Raw genomic sequence first — 14,585 nt, 5'->3', positions numbered from 1 at the left:
TGGCCTCCTTAGCCCATGCTGATCCGTTCGCCGTCGACCCTTACATCCTTGTCGGCGGTCACTTGAGTGTCCTGGCCGTGCAAGCGGCTCAGGCCCTTGGCCTCGGTCAGCCAGTTGTCGCAGCGGCCGACGATGTGTTTGGCCAGTTGCAGCAGGCTGTCGAGCACGGTGATGGTGAGGTTGCGGGCGGCCATGTTCAGGGTGCCGGTGGGGGCGCTGAGCTCGGCGTCACCCAGGGAGCGAATGCTCAGCTGCTCGCTGGCGGTCAGGGCCAGGTTGCTGGTGCTAATCGCAATGCCGCTGGCGCCGGGCACGGCCAGGTTGGCGGTGGCGCTTTGCGGGCGCAGCAGCAGGTGGGTGATATAACGGCGGCCGTCTTTACTGGCCAGCCACAACACCTTGTCCCCTTCTTGCGGGCAGACCAGGCAGCTGATCGCCTGCTGGGCGGTAAAGCCGTTGTCCAGCACGTAGCAGCCGGGGCTTAAGGTCAGGCTGACGGTGGCCTCGTGCCAGATGGGCGGCGGGGTTTGCTGGGTGGGGCTTTTCAGGGCGCGGGTCATCATGATTGCTCCAGATACTGTTGCTCGGCGGCCAGCAGGGCCGGGTCCGTCGGGTAGGTCTTTTTCAGGGAGGTGCCGTCAAAGCGGCTGTGGTCAAATTGCGCACCCTGCAGGCGGGCACGGTCGAAGTGGCAGCGGCGAAAATCCAGCCGCTGGCCGCGGGCGTGGTTAAAGCGGGCAAAGCCGAAATCGGCGCCCTGGAAATCCACCTCGCACAGCTTGGCCTGGTCCCAGCTCGAATGGCTCAGGTCGGCGCCACTGAAATCGCAGTGGCTGATACTGGCCTTGACCAGCAGCGCCCCTTGCAGCCGCGCCTTTTGCAGGCTGCAGCCAGTGAGAGAGGCTTCCAGCAGCAGCAGGTGCTGGCCGGCGATGCCGTCCAAGCAGGCCCCTTGCAGGCGGGCGCCGTGCAGGTTGGCGCCGCTGAGGTTGGCGCCACTGAGGTTGGCGTTGGCAAAGTCGACGCTGTCGAAATTGCAGCGGCTGAGGCTGAGCCCGGCCAGGTTCTGGCCGGCAAAGCGGCTGCCGGCAAACACGGTTTTGTCGGCGCTTAGCCCTGCCAGGCTGGCCTGGGTGAAATCCAGGCGGGTCAGCGCCGATTGCACCAGGGTGCAATGGTCAAGGGACCAGCCGCTGCTGCTGCCGCCGCTGATGGCGCAGCGGCTCAGTTGGCTGCCTTGCCAGTTGCTGGCATCGAGGTGCGACTGCATCCAGGTGCAGCGGGTGAAGCGGCTTTGCTGCCATTGGCTGTGGCGGGCGCTGCAATTGACCAGGTGGCTGTTGTCGGCGTCGACGCCGTTAACCCGGGCACCGTCGAGCTGGCAGTCGATAAAGCTGGTGCCTTGCAGGCGGCACTGGCTCAAGTCGGCGCCGCTAAGGTCGCAGCGCAGCCATTTGCTGCCGGCCAGGTTGGCGCCGGCGAGGTTGGCGCCACTGAAGTCAGACTCGGTGATCACCAATTCGCTTACATCGGCGCCGGCCCCTTGCCAGCCCGGCTGTTGTTGCCTGTCGAGCGGCCGTCCCAGGCGCCGGGCCTTGGCCATGCTGTCTAGTAAGGTCATGACAGCCTCCGTTGGTGGCTGAGCTGGCGATGGGTGGGGGCGTCGAACTGGGCGCCTTGCAGATGGCAATGCTGGAAGCGAGCATCTTGCAAAAAGGCCTTGAGCAGGCAGGCGTCGGTAAGGTTGGCGCCGTCAAAACAGGCGCCCTGGGCCAGGGCCTTTAAAAAGTTGGTCTTGATGGCCGAGGCGCCCTGGAACTGGGCTTGGTTTAGCAAGGCGCCGGCGAGGATGGCGCCGTCCAGCACCGCGGCTTGAAAGTTGCCGCCGGCCAGGTCGCACTGCGCTAAAAAGGCGCCGCTAAGGTTGGCCTGGCGCCAATCGACCTGGCCCAGGCCGCACTGCTGGCAGTGCAGCTGGCGGGCATCGATGCCGACGGCGCTGGCGCCGGTCAGCAGGGTGCGGCTGAGCCTGGCCCCTTGCCAGCGGCTGCCGTCAAGCTGGGCGCTGAGCAGCACGCACTGGTGCAAGCGGGCCGCCTCAAAGCCACTGCCTTGGAGGCCGGCCTGGTAGAAGGTGGCCGACTCCAGTTGCGCGCCCTGCCAGTGGCTGGCCGCGGCCTTGATGGCATTAAAGAGGGTTTTGCTGGCGATGACGGCGCCAAGGTCGGCCCGCTCGAAACAGGCCAGGTTGCAAATGGCCTGGCTTAAGTCGGCCCCTTGCAGCGTGGCGCCACTGAAGTCGGCGGCGATGGCCATGGCCTTGTTGAGCTTGGCGCCGCTGAGCGTGCTGCCACTGGCCTTGGCCTGGCAGAAATTGGCCCCTTGCAGCTGGGCCTGGCTCAAATTGGCGCCGGCCAACTGGCTGCCCACAAAGACCGCGCCTTGCAGCTTGGCACCGACAAAGCTGCAGCCGGCCAGATTGGCCTGCTCAAAGTTGACCTCTTGCAGATCCAGGCCGTCGAAGCGGCAGCCGCGCAGGTCGGCGCCACTCAAGTTGCGGCCCTTGAGCGGCACGCCACCGGCCAGCCATTGGCGAATTTGGGTGCCCAGGCGCTGGGCCTGCTCGGGCGCCAGCGGCGGCTGTTGCGGGCTCATGGCCAGGCGCTGGGCCTGGCGGGCCATGGCCGCTTGCTTGGCCAGCTGCTGTTCAAGCTCGGCCAGTTGCGCCTCGCTGGGGGCCTGGGGTTGGCCACTGGCAACGGCTTGGCGCAGCGCCGCTTTGAGTTTGGCCTGGTTGGGATCTTCAGCGCCCACCAGATCCCAGGCCGGGGTGGCGGCCTGGGCCAGGCGCTGCTGATAACGCTGCTCGGCGCTGACGGGCGCCGCCTTGGGCTGGCTTTTCTGCTGCTGGGCCTGCTGCTGCTTTAGCGCCTTGGCCTTGGCGTCGGCGTCGGCCTTGATGGCATCCACCTGGGCCAGGATGTCGCTCAGCTGCTGCTCCCCTTCTTTGAGGGCCTCGATGTCGATATCCAGCAGCGGCGGCTGGGCTTTGGGCCCTTGGTAGTTGGCCGGCTTGGGCTGGGCGCTTTGGGCCCACAGTTCTTGGTCCAGTTCGTCCAGCACCGCCTGCTGGTGGGCCAGGGCCGCTTGTTGCTGCTGGGCCCTTTGCTGGCGCCGCGCCGCCAGTTGGTCGGCGGCCAGGGCCGGGGCCAGCTGCGCTTCGTTGAGCACATGCTGGGCGGCGGTTTTCACGTCCGAGCGCAGCTGGGCCACCTGGCGGTAATGGTCAGCGTCTTTCGGCGCCGCCGGCGACTCGTAGGCCACCATGGCCAAGTCCAGGTCCTGGGCCAGGCTGTCCTGGCAGGGCACATTGCCGTGGTAGATGGCGACCCCCAGGCCCACGGACGGGAAGAACCAGACGGTGTCGAGGGCCATGGCCACTTCTTGGAGCTGTTGGCTGTCTTTGTTGCGGGCAAAGCCGCGGGCCACCAGGGCCGGCAGTTGCCCTTCAATCAGCGGTTGCTGGGGGTGGAGGTTTTCCAGCCGGTAGTCTTCGCCCCCTTGCCAGGGGCCTTGCTGCCATTGGTCGGCGGCGGCGCGCTGGAAAAACAGCGGATTGAGATCGGCGGCCAGGCCCGGGGCGTCGTTGAGCAGCCACTGGTCGTCATAGCTGCCGGCATGACGGCGGCGCTGCGGCCAGCTGGGGTCCAAGGCGGCAAAGCTGGCGATGGGCTGGGCCAGCACATGGCCATGGATCGGGGCGTGCGGGTATTGCAGGTTGGGCATGTCGCCCTGGTTCTGGCCCACCCAGCCGGCCACGGGGTTGCCGGTGTAGCCGGTGCCCTGCGGGTTGTCGGCCAGTTTCGGGCCGCCGTAGGCGCGGCGTAATGTCAGCGGCATCTCGGTAAAAGGCGCCGGTTCTTCGATGCGGTACCAGGGGCCGTAATACCAGCGGCGCTCACCCAGCACCTCCAGGGTTTTGGTTACGGGCCCCAGGGCGGCGGTGACGGTCAGTGCGGTCACCGGGGCGGCGCCGGGGGCAAAGGCGCTGCCGGCCAGCAGAAACTCGCCGTGGGGTTTGCCGTACACCTCATCCAGGGCGGTGCCTGCCGGCAGCTGGCTCAATACCTTGGGCCAGCTTTGGGCTTCGTCCAGGAACCGCGGCTGCTGCTCACCCAGCTTGAAAAAGCCCAGGGCGGCCAGGCACAAGCGGTGCTGGCCGCCCTGGCGGTAGGGGCGGGTCAGCAGGCCCAGGGTGAGGGGTTTGACGATTTTCATAGGATGATCGACAAGGCTGAGTTGATCACGATCTTGAGATCCTCAAGGGTCAGCTTGAGCTTCTCGGCTTCTTCAATCAGTTCCAGGCCGGGCCCGTGGAGCCGCACCGTATTGGCGTTGCCGGCAATATCGATGTTGGTGGAGGAGCCGGCGATATTGATCTGCGACGACTGCCCCGAGACGCCAATTTGGTTGCTCAGCCCCGACACGTTCAGGCTGGTGCTCATGCCGGTAAGGCTCATGGCATCGCTCATGCCGGTCAGGTTCAGGGTGTTGGTCATGCCCACCAGGTCCAGGCTGTCGTTGATGCCGATGGTGCTGTTGTTTTTTTGGGTGGTGATCTGGGTGCTGTTCTTGGCGGTACCGGTCACGGTGTTGCTGGAGGTGGTATTGCCGGTGGTGGTGCGGCTATCGACACTGTTGCCGGTCTGGCTGGTGGTGCTGTCGGAGTTGGCCACTATGGTGCTGGTGGTGGAGATGGCGCCGTAGTTTTCGCTGACGGTGGTGCTGGCGCCTTTGTTCACCGACTTGCGATAGGCGGTGCCGGTCACGGTGTCGTAGGCCTCGGTGCGGCCGAAAGTGCTGTTGCTGTAGCTGACTCCGTAGTGCTGCACGCTGGACGACACCTGGCCCTGACTTTGGCCAAAGCTGGAGCCGAAGGACTCGTCTACCCGCAGCAAGTCGTCGGTGGGGCCCAGGCCGCCGTAGGTGCCGGCCAAGTCCTGGCTGGCGGCTTTGGCGGTGCTGTTGGCGGTGGCAAAGTTGTAGCTGGCCCCTTGGCTGTAGCCGGCGTCGCGAAAGCGGCCCATGGGGGCGTTGGGGTTGGGGGCAGTCTGGTTGTCGCCGGCGGCGGTGCCGTAGGCGGTTTGCACTATGGTCACCGCTTTTTGCAGCGCCACCCGAGCGTCGCTGGCGTTCATGCCGCGGCCAAAGCCGATGTTGATGCCGTCGCCGTAGCGGGTGCTGAAGTTGCTGCCGATGTCGGTGCGTGCCTGCCAGCCGGAAGGGGTGCAGGTCTGGGTGCCGCTGCTGTGCACCACCTGGCTTATCTCCGGCAGTTCCGACTCGTCGTTGGAGCGGCCTATCACCACCTGGGCACCTATCTCGGGGGTGGTTTCCATATAGGCCGACAGCTTCACCCAACTGGGTTTGTCGTGGTCGCCGTCGGTGGCAAAGCGCACGTACACCCCTTCGGCGCCCGGCGGGTGGAACTGACGATAGGGCAGCGCCTGGTGGTCGAAAATATAGGGGCTGGTGTCGCCGTCGAAGTCGCCGGCATAGCCGTATTTCCAGCTGGCCGGGCGCAAGTCCGGGTCGCTGTGCGACACCACGGTGCCGAGAATGCTGCCTTGCTGGGTGTCGCCCAGGGAAAAGGGCGCCACCAGGCCTTCGACCTCGGTGGCTTCAAAGCTGTTTTTGTAACTGCCGTCGATGCTGGCCTGGTGCTGGACCTTGGTTAGCACAAAGCCTTGGTCTTTGAGTTGCGGCTGGATGGGCCGCTGCGCGTCTACCAAGGGGTCGAGGCTGGCGCCAGCCAGGGCGTCGGTGAGGGTAAAGGTAAAACCGGCGCAAAAGTCGGCGCAGTAGCTGCTGCCGCTCAGCATCGACGCCGAGGCCAGCCGCGCCTGGCTGGCCTTGGCGTGGAAGATACTGGCTTCGTCCTTGTTGGAGCCGTATTGGAACACCTTGTGCTGGCGGAACATGGCCAGCATCTCTTTGGCATGCTCGGGGGCGGCAAAGTTGTTGAGGCGCGGGTCGCCGTCCACCTGCCAGGCTTCTTGCTGGTCGGTCAGCAGCGACTGGATGGCCGCCACGCTCAGGGTTTGCTCGAAGCGGTAGTCGCTTATGACATCGTCCTGCTCCAGGCCCAGCTCCTCGGTGCCGGTATAGGCGTAACGCAGCGGCAGGGCCCGGGCCCGGTCAGGGTAATGGGCGCTGTTGGACAGCACCAACTCGTGGTAGCCCGGGTGGTGGCGAAAGTAGTAGTAGAGATAGGCCTTGCCCAGCAGCCGCTGGAAGAAGTCAAAATCGCTCTCGCCGGCCTGTAGCCAATCCTGGGAGCGGTTCACCGCCAGGTCCTGCACCCGCTGGCTGTCGATATGGCGGATGTCATGGCGGCTGAGCACCGCTTGTAGCGCCGCAATCACCGTCATGCCCTTGTGCACCTGGTAACGGTTGGCCAGGGTCAGCTTCCACAGCGCCGGTTTGACGGTGGCGTGGTAGACACCGGGAGCGCCCATGGCAAAGCCGGTGATGATGCCGTTGAACCAGCGAAAACCGGCGCTGTTGCCGCCGTTCATGGCCTCGGCAAATCGCTGGCTGGACGCTTCCAGATCGCTCTCAAAGCTGTGGTCGTCCTGGCGCAGCCAGGGCAGGGTAATGGCAAAGGTCACCGGCTGGCCCATTACCTGGTTGAAGTTAATGGCCTCCAGGCGCGGTTTGGGCACCGGCAGCGGGCCGTTTTGGGTGTTGGCGTGCAGTTCCAGCTGAAACTCAAAGGGCTGGGACACGCTTTCCTGGCCTTGCAGGCTGACCAGCCGGAAGGTCTCGTCGCCCAGTTTGCGGCCATCGCTAAGGGTGATGGTGACGTGCAGAAACTGCGCCGGTTGCGGCCCTTCCAGGGTGGCTATCTGGGTGCTGTTGATGGGCTGGTTCATGGCGCGGCCTGCTCTTGGTCAAAAGCGGTAACCAGAAAACGGCAGCCGGGCCTGGGGTTGGCGCCGCGCAGCCAGGCGGTTTGCCCAAGCCGCAGCCCCCAATAGCCCGGCTCACCTTGGCTGGCGGAGCGCGACAACCGGCCCGGTTTGCCGTATTGGCGGGCTTGAGGGCGAGGGCGGTTCGAGCTTGCCCCCAAGTGCAATCTGAGTGGAAAGGGCTGCCAGGCTTTGGCGGTCAGCATCGGCTGTGGCCGGGTATCTTGGGCCAGGGTCAGCTTGACCCAGGCGTCGTGGCGGCGGTTGACCAAAAAGCGCAGCAGCGCCACCAGCGGCACATAGCCGGAGCCGGTGTGCAGGTCCTGGCGCGGCAGCAGCCGGCAGTAATCCGGGTAAGGCAGGGGCGCCACCTCCAGGCTGATGCGCGCCGCCGGCATCCACACGCTTCGGCCCAGACGGCTTTGTTGGCCCAGCCGCTGGTTGGCCTGGCCCAGGCGGGTGAGGTTGTCACCCTGGCGCGCCCGCCAGGCGCCGCTTAAGGGGGCCAGGGTCACCTGGGCGCCCAGGTAATGGCTGAGGATGCGGGTCAGCACCGGTTCGCTGTAGCGGGGGTTGGCCAGTAACCCGGCCAGCCCCAGCAAGCTGCGCTCGTCCAGGGGCAGCCGCTCGGCGGCCTGGGTGTGGGTGAGCCCCATCAGCGCCGAGAGCATCATTGCCACCGGCGTGGCCTCGGGGGGCAGTACGTTCAGGCCCAGCCGGGGCGCGCTTTTGATGTGGTAGCGCAGCACGTTCAAGCGGTGGTTGAACAGGTCAAAGAAGTGGATCAGCGTCTTGTTGCCCTGGCGGGCCTGCTCAATCATTTGCTCGAACAGGGCCTCGGGAATCGGACCGTTGTAGCCGGCCAGCACCAGGTTGCTGGTTTCCAGCACCATCGGCTCGGCCGGGGTCTGGCCCGGTTGTAGTTGGCGTACTTCGTGGCTGGGAAAGGCCATGTCCAGGCTGGCTGTAAAGCGCACCACGTCGTCCAGCTGGCTGGCGTCGGCCTGGCGGTCCTGCAGTAGCAGCCGCACCAGTTGGTAGAAGTTAAAGCGCTCCGGGTGCAGGGCAACCCGGTCGCTTAAAGCACGATCTGTGAACCAACCATAGGTGGCCATGTTTTCAGTTTCCCTTTGGTGTCATGGGTTTCCAGGCTCAATTCGGTCAGGGTGTTAACGCTGGCATAGAGCGCGAAAAAGCGGCGCAGCACCTCGGCGAACAGCACCGGGCTGGCCCCTTCGAAGTGCTTGCGATCCAGCGTCAGGGTGATGTGCAGCCCTTCCATCATTACCCGTCGCCCCTCCTGGGTGATGGGCCTGACCATGGGCGCAATTTGCAGCCGGGTGATGGCGTCTATCTGCTTGGTGCCCATCAGGCTGGCGTGGCCCAGGTGCAGCCGCAGCATGCTTTTTAAGGCGCTGGGGCCGTAGCGGTCGTTGGTGAGCGACAGGTGGTTGAGCAGCAGCTGGGAGACCAATGCCCAGGGCTGGCTGCCCAGCAGCACCGGCGGCTGGTGCGGGGTGGGCTTGCTGGCCACGTTGATTTGTTTGACCGGGCCTGGCCCTTCCAAAAACAGCCGGTCGCCTACCCGCAGGTGCTCGGCCAGGCGCCGGTTAGTGCACAGGGCGCGGCCGGTCAAGGTTTCGTTGTTAGGTTTTTGGGCCGAGAAGGCCAGGTCGATGAAAGACACATAAAGTTCAGTGCCCGGCACCCGGCGCAGTGGGCTGTCGACCCGGCGGGTGGTGTAAAAATACTGCTGCTCTTCGAGCTGGCCCATGCCGTCCACCGAGAAGTAGGGCACCACGGAGCGCGGCGGCTCGTCGGGGCGCATCGCCTGCAACGACAGGATTTTGTAAATCTCCAGAAAGCGGTGGTTGGCGTGGTCGCCGCTGAGCTTGTACTCAAAGTGCGACTGGTCCAGCGACAGCGGCTCCAGGCGCTGGGGGAAGAGGTTCACCACCGGCACGCAGTTGAGCTTGAGCAGTGCTTTGTCCAGAGACAGCTTCTTGTCGACGGGGCCCTGCAACAGCAGCAACAGTTCAAATTCGTCGTGCTGGCCCTCAAGGCTAAGAGCGTCGAGCTCAAAGAACAGGAATTTTTCCGGGAAGGCGAAGTACTCCTGCACCAACCGGTAGCCGGGATGGGTCACCATGTCGGTGGCCAGCGCCGCTTCATCATCGTCAAAGCCCAGCCAGCGCAGGCTGGAGGCGTCCTGGCGGCACAGCTGCTGGCCGCCCGCCGGCACCGTGGCAACGCCGGCCAGTTGCAACGCCAGCAGATCATAGAAGGGCCAGGCGTGCCGATGCTCGCTGTTGATGCAAAAGCGCAGCCGGGTCAGGCCCAGGGAGCCAAGCGGATCCAGGCCCGTGGCCTTGAGCCGCACGCTGATCACGGCGTTGACCGAGCGGTCTTCGCTGAGTTCGTCATAGGCGGTGGGGGACACCTGCTTGATGTCGAGGATGGTCACCGGCAACAGGGCGGTATCAAAACAGGTGCTCATCCGGCAGCGCAGGTTGCGGCCTTGCTGGTCTTGGGTTTGGGCGTAGCATTCGCGGCCACGCAGCAGCTGGTTGCCCGCTTGCGGGTCGATGGCGCCACCGACGGTGAGCTGGGCAATGGCCAGGCTGGGGATGGGCGCTTCCAGGTGCGGGTAGAGCTGGGCCATCAAGGCGTTGGGCAGCAGGGCGGCGTCCTGGTCCAGTTGGTGGCGCAGGCGGCCGGTGAGATAGGCAAAGGATTGCAGCAGCAATTCCACTTGCGGGTCGGCGGAGCGGCCGCCGCTAAGCGCCAGGGCCTTGGCGGCGGCGGGGTAGTCGCGGCCAAAATCGGCAGCCTGGGCGCGTAACTGGCCCAGCTCTGCTTCGAAGTAGTCGCGAAATACCGTACTGCTGTCCATGGCCTGTGCTCCTTGCCGTTAGCTTTGGTGGCTGTCGAAGAACAATCTTTCCTGGCTTTGTTGGCCCACCAGGCGGGCACTGATCTGCACTCGAAACGGGCTTAAGGGACGGCCCGTGGGCAGCAGATGTATTTCCAGCTCGGTCAGCCTGGGCTCGTAATGCTCGATAAGCCGCACCAGCCGCCGGGCGTAAAATTCCACTTGTTGCTGGCTGTTCATGGACACCGGGTCCGGCATGGCCACATCAATCAGGTATTGGCCCTGTGATTGCGCCAGCCATTCGCGGCTGCTGATCAGCCAGTTCAGTTGTTTGAGCACGGCTTGTTGTTCGGTCAGGGGCTGGCGGCCCAGGGCATGGTCCTGGGCCGCCAACAAACGGTCGAACAAGAAGTCGGCCACCTCAGGCACCTAGTCGGTGAAGGCGCTGATCGGGCGGTTACGGGCCAGGCTCCAGCCAGCAGGGATCACCCCGGCCGGGCTGGTGTTGGCCAGCTGTACCGTGTATTTCCACAGCACTTCGGTGAAGCTGAGCTTGAACTGCTCGGTGGGCATGTCGTCCGGGTTGGTTTGGAACTGGATCTCGCTGACCATGGCCAGGCGCAGCTGCATGGAGATGATGTTCACCATGTTTTCGCCGGAGTTGCGCAGCACGAACAGCGAGGTGGGCTTGGCCTTGTCGGTGTCCATGGGCTTGGCCCTGAGGCAGAGGTCATAGAGCTTGACCGACGACTGATCCACGTATTTGACGCAGGTGAACTCGGTGATGATGGGCCGCCCCGAGGTACGGGCGGAGTTGGACACATCGGTGGTCATCTGTTGTTTCATGCCCTGGTGAATGGACACCAGTTCGATACAGTTTTCCGGGTTGAAGCCGAAGCTGGAAAGGCCCTCGTCCAGGGCGGTTGAGCCCCAGGGATCCTTGGAGATCAAGGAGCCGCCAGTGTCCCAGCTGTTGTTGCCGACGATGCTGGTGTCGCCGGGTTGCAGTAATACAAGATCCATGTTCGCTATCCTTCAGTGGGTATCAGGCTGGTAACTCGGCTACCAGGCGGATGGAGGTGGTCAGCTCTTCAAGCTGGAAGTGGGGCCGCAAAAACAGCGTGGCGTTGTAGACCCCGGGCCGGCCCGGCACGTCGGTGACCTTGACCGAGGCGGCGCTCAGCGGGTAGGCCGCCTTCATCACCTGGGCGGCGTTCTCGTCCAGCAGCACGTACTGGGAGATCCAGGTATTGAGGTAGGCTTCCACGTTGCCACGGGTCATGAAGGCGCCGATCTTCTCGCGCATGATCACCTTGACGTAGTGAGCAAAGCGGGAGGCGGCCATGATGTAGGGCAGCATCGCCGACAGCTGGGCATTGCTGTTGGCCAGGTCCGACAGGTACTTCTTGGGCAGGTTGGTGGTCTGGCCGCCAAAGAAGGCCGCCTGGCTGGTGCCTTTGCAGTGGCAGATCGCCATAAAACCCAGATCGTTCAGTTCCTTCTCGCGCCGGTCGGTGATTGCCACCTGGGTGGGGCAGATCATCTGCACGTCCCCTTCGTCGGAGTTGTAACTGAACACCGGCAGGCCACCAACCAGGCCGCCCCCTTCCACACCGCGGATGGCGGCGGTCCAGCCGAACAGGGCAAAGGCGTTGGTGATGCGCTCGGCCAGCACAAAGGCCGGGTTGCCCCACAGCAGCAGGCTGGCGTCGGGCACTAGTTGGGTGGCCTTTTTGCCGTTGACCTCGGTGTCGCTCTGCTGCTCTTTACCGACGATCTCCCGGTAATTGAGGCCGTCACAGGGGGCGGTGTCGGGGCCGTAAGGCAGGCGCAGCAGCACCCGTGGCAAGGTCAGGGTGACGTAGCGCGAGTCCTCGCTTTTACGAAACTCGCTCCAGGACGCCAGCTCGACGCTCTCGAAGATCTTTTGCAGATCCCGAGGCTTGGCCAGGCTCTCAAAGCTTTCCAAATCGAACAGCTTGGCGTAGGCGGCGGCGATAAAGGGCGCATGGCTGGCGGCGGCCACTTCCGCCAGTTTGCCCAGTAAGGTCATGTCGTTGGGGTGGCGGCCAAATTCGTAGGCACCCAGCAACACGCTGTAGGGCATGCCGCCGTAAATGCCGTAGCCGTCTTCGTAGATCATCTTAAAGAGGCCGCTCTGGTCGAACTCCACCGCCTTGGTGAGATCGGCCAACAGATCCTTGGCCGAGGCGTTGAGGATCTTAAGCTTGAGCATGGCGCCGGTTTCGGTGCGCGACACCAGATAAAAGAGGCCGCGCCAGGTGGCTTCCAGGTCTTGAAAGACCTTGGCGTGCATGATCACATCCAGCTGCAAGCCCAAAAGCCTATCGATCTCGGCCACTCGGTCATCGATGTAGGCGGCGGCGCCCTTGAGCTTGTCTTGCTCGGTGGCCACAAAGTCCGTGGCGCCCAGTTTTGCGGCCAGCGGTACCAGGATGTCCTGGGTAAACTGACCCAGCAGCACCTTCATGGTGTCGGCGGCTTCGTCCTCCAGGCCCAACTGGGTGAACAGCTCTTTGAGCGGCTCGCCTAGCTCCACCGCCTTCCAGGCCTGGGCCCAACGCTCGGCTTCGGGCAACGGCTTTTGCGGGTCGTCGGCGGCGGCCTTGGCCTCCTTGAACTGGTCCACGAGGGCTTGGCGGGCATCGCTGCAGGCGCTGCCGGACTCGTCGATACCGGTAACCTGGTCCAGATAGCGGGCCAGGGTGCCGGAGATCTCGGCTTTGGATTGCAGGAAACGGATATTGCCACGGCCACTGTAGAGGTACGCCATGGGGGCGACCTGCTTGATGATGGCCACAGGGTCAAAGTCATCCATTTTCTTGAACACCAGGGGCGGCACGCCCAGGGTGGCCTTGGGGTCGTCTACCGTGACGTTGCGCATGTCACCCACCGCCACTTCCGGGGCTATGGTGGCCATGATGCTGTTAAAGCTGTCGCGGTCTATATCGTTGAATTTGCGCTCTTTAAGAGGGGGCAATTGAGACATTTGGGCATCGCTGCCCAACTGCGCCATGATGCCCACCACAAAAGGCAGTTCCTTTTTCTCCAGCGCGCCACCGGTTTCAACGTCATAAGTGATGCGCACGCGCGGTGGACGAACCCGCGTCAGTCTGTCCTGTATGCTTCCCAACATAGCGGTATTGGTATTCCTTCAGCGTGAAATTCCTTTACCGGCCAGCCTTGGTGCCTCGTTGGTGCACCCATAAGACTGGCCGAACCTGGCTAGCGTCTTACCTTCCTTCACCACCAGCGGCTGTTAGTGCGCTCGCTGGCTGGGGCAAAAACCTAATCAAGGAAGATGCCAGTTTTTAAGTGTTTGTTTTTATTTGAAATGTTCTGGTTTCATTGCCTGGGGTGGGTGGAAATTTACCTGGGCTGAAGAGGGCGAAATGGCGCGGCAGGCCGCTCTTGGCTTGGCTTGGCCTGGGTGGGATGTTTTAGACCTGGCTGGGTGTTTTTTGCCTAATTGTGCGCGCCGGGCGTTGTGACTAGCCTGGAATGACCTGCTGTTGCGGCAGTCGGCGGGTAAGGCACGCGGACAACACCCACATCAAGCTTGGAGGCTTTATGAGCAGAACTCCCCGCCCCTTTCGCAGTGCGGTACAAAAGATAAAAAGGCGTCAGCGCCAACAGCAGAACCTGGTGGAGCTTCATGATGTCCACGGGGTTACCCCGGCCCTTGAGCAACTGGCCGCAACCCTGGGGCCAAATACCCCTGGGCTTAGCACCCCATCGGTGAATAAACGCCATCAGACCCTCAATACCATTACCCCTGATCAGCCCGATTACCCTTTGGCTAAAAAGGCGGCCAATACCATGGCCACCAACGCCAATCTGCGGGCACGTTACGCCAAGACCCTGGCCCAGAAGGCGTGGCTGGATGACATTCTCCACGGCCCCGAAGGCGGCAGCCAGGGCGGCCAGCGGCGGGTAATGGGCCACCTTCGGGAAATGCGCCAGCAAAAAGAAGCCCACTCGGTACTTTCAACCCTGGGCACCATTGCGGATATGGGGCCCTGGTCCGGTTCAGATCTGTCGTTTGTCAAAAGCGGCAACACCATTGAAGGGATGATGAGCTCGATGGGGGTAAACCAAGGGAATCACAGCGACAGAGGGGTCGGCTTTCTCAGCACCAAGCCGGGTAATATCAGCGGGCCTGGACAAAGCACACCAGGGGTAGGCACCGCCATTGTCGACCACGCCAACGCCCTGGGGCTGCGGCAGGGCGCGCGCTTTGTGACCTTGGGGGCTGAGGGTAAGGAGGCGCAGGGATTTTACCGCCATGTGGGCTTTGAAAAAGCCGATGGCAATCCCTTGCAACCCGCCGATTTTACCAACCATTCCATTGATTTAAGAAAACGGGTGCGTTGACGAGCGGGCATCAGCCCTGTTTGGCTGGTGCCCGGCTCCAGATCTCGCGGCCGGCCAGCAGCCGCACTTGCAGCTGCCCCTTTGCCGCCAGGGATTCGAGGGCCAATTGGGTCATTTCGAGGGGGGCTTCCTGGCCAGCCCAATTGATCCACCAGTGGTGGATGCCTTCGAGGCTGTCGGCAGCCTGGGGCCGGATCGCCAGATAGTCCATTATCGCGGCGCTGATACGGTCAATAGGGTCGGAATCGATCATTTGTCCTCTTTGGCTGCACCTGGTCAGCGACGTCCTGTCAGATCTTACAGGGGAGTATAAGCGGCAAGACTTAACCGAAAGCTGTTATCGGTCA

General features: G+C 63.5%; 11 protein-coding genes. 1 reads left to right on the top strand and 10 read right to left on the bottom strand.

Annotated features, from left to right (window positions below):
• Positions 1 to 8: 8 nt before the first annotated feature.
• Genes EDC28_RS01225 through tssC form a run of 9 tightly spaced genes read right to left on the bottom strand, consistent with a single transcriptional unit; the run spans position 9 to position 13,000 of the window.
• Positions 9 to 563: a DUF3540 domain-containing protein gene (locus tag EDC28_RS01225; protein WP_123420399.1), complete on the bottom strand. Its 555-nt coding sequence runs from the start codon at positions 561 to 563 to the stop codon at positions 9 to 11.
• Positions 560 to 1,621 carry a pentapeptide repeat-containing protein gene (locus tag EDC28_RS01220; RefSeq protein WP_123420398.1) on the bottom strand — a complete coding sequence of 354 codons (1,062 nt, stop codon included), beginning with the start codon at positions 1,619 to 1,621 and terminating at the stop codon, positions 560 to 562. The genes EDC28_RS01225 and EDC28_RS01220 overlap by 4 nt, the downstream gene beginning before the upstream one ends.
• Positions 1,618 to 4,278 (bottom strand): DUF2169 family type VI secretion system accessory protein, encoded by a 2,661-nt coding sequence (locus EDC28_RS01215; protein WP_123420397.1) that lies wholly within the window; start codon positions 4,276 to 4,278, stop codon positions 1,618 to 1,620. The genes EDC28_RS01220 and EDC28_RS01215 overlap by 4 nt, the downstream gene beginning before the upstream one ends.
• Positions 4,275 to 6,935, bottom strand: coding sequence for a contractile injection system protein, VgrG/Pvc8 family (locus EDC28_RS01210; RefSeq protein ID WP_123420396.1), 2,661 nt, complete (start codon positions 6,933 to 6,935; stop codon positions 4,275 to 4,277). The genes EDC28_RS01215 and EDC28_RS01210 overlap by 4 nt, the downstream gene beginning before the upstream one ends.
• Complete coding sequence (tssG, locus tag EDC28_RS01205; protein ID WP_123420395.1) at positions 6,932 to 8,086, bottom strand: type VI secretion system baseplate subunit TssG; 1,155 nt, start codon at positions 8,084 to 8,086, stop codon at positions 6,932 to 6,934. The genes EDC28_RS01210 and tssG overlap by 4 nt, the downstream gene beginning before the upstream one ends.
• A complete protein-coding gene (gene tssF / locus EDC28_RS01200; RefSeq protein WP_123420394.1) occupies positions 8,050 to 9,864 on the bottom strand; it encodes a type VI secretion system baseplate subunit TssF in 1,815 nt (604 codons plus the stop codon). The genes tssG and tssF overlap by 37 nt, the downstream gene beginning before the upstream one ends.
• Positions 9,865 to 9,882: 18 nt before the next feature.
• Positions 9,883 to 10,263, bottom strand: coding sequence for a GPW/gp25 family protein (locus tag EDC28_RS01195; RefSeq protein ID WP_123420393.1), 381 nt, complete (start codon positions 10,261 to 10,263; stop codon positions 9,883 to 9,885).
• 9 nt (positions 10,264 to 10,272) lie between these two features.
• The gene (locus tag EDC28_RS01190; RefSeq protein ID WP_050657836.1) at positions 10,273 to 10,866 is read right to left on the bottom strand and encodes a type VI secretion system tube protein Hcp; all 594 of its coding nucleotides are present in this window, start codon (positions 10,864 to 10,866) and stop codon (positions 10,273 to 10,275) included.
• 22 nt (positions 10,867 to 10,888) lie between these two features.
• Positions 10,889 to 13,000: a type VI secretion system contractile sheath large subunit gene (tssC, locus tag EDC28_RS01185; protein ID WP_123420392.1), complete on the bottom strand. Its 2,112-nt coding sequence runs from the start codon at positions 12,998 to 13,000 to the stop codon at positions 10,889 to 10,891.
• Between the two features lie 434 nt (positions 13,001 to 13,434).
• On the opposite strand from tssC, the gene EDC28_RS01180 reads away from it, so the two are divergent.
• Positions 13,435 to 14,238: an N-acetyltransferase gene (locus tag EDC28_RS01180; protein WP_123420391.1), complete on the top strand. Its 804-nt coding sequence runs from the start codon at positions 13,435 to 13,437 to the stop codon at positions 14,236 to 14,238.
• A gap of 10 nt (positions 14,239 to 14,248) precedes the next feature.
• On the opposite strand, the gene EDC28_RS01175 is transcribed toward EDC28_RS01180, so the two are convergent.
• Positions 14,249 to 14,491: a hypothetical protein gene (locus EDC28_RS01175; RefSeq protein WP_050657833.1), complete on the bottom strand. Its 243-nt coding sequence runs from the start codon at positions 14,489 to 14,491 to the stop codon at positions 14,249 to 14,251.
• Positions 14,492 to 14,585 lie beyond the last annotated feature (94 nt).

This window comes from Gallaecimonas pentaromativorans, from assembly GCF_003751625.1.
GTDB classification, from domain to species: domain Bacteria; phylum Pseudomonadota; class Gammaproteobacteria; order Enterobacterales; family Gallaecimonadaceae; genus Gallaecimonas; species Gallaecimonas pentaromativorans.
This window is presented reverse-complemented; position numbering and strand designations above follow the sequence as displayed.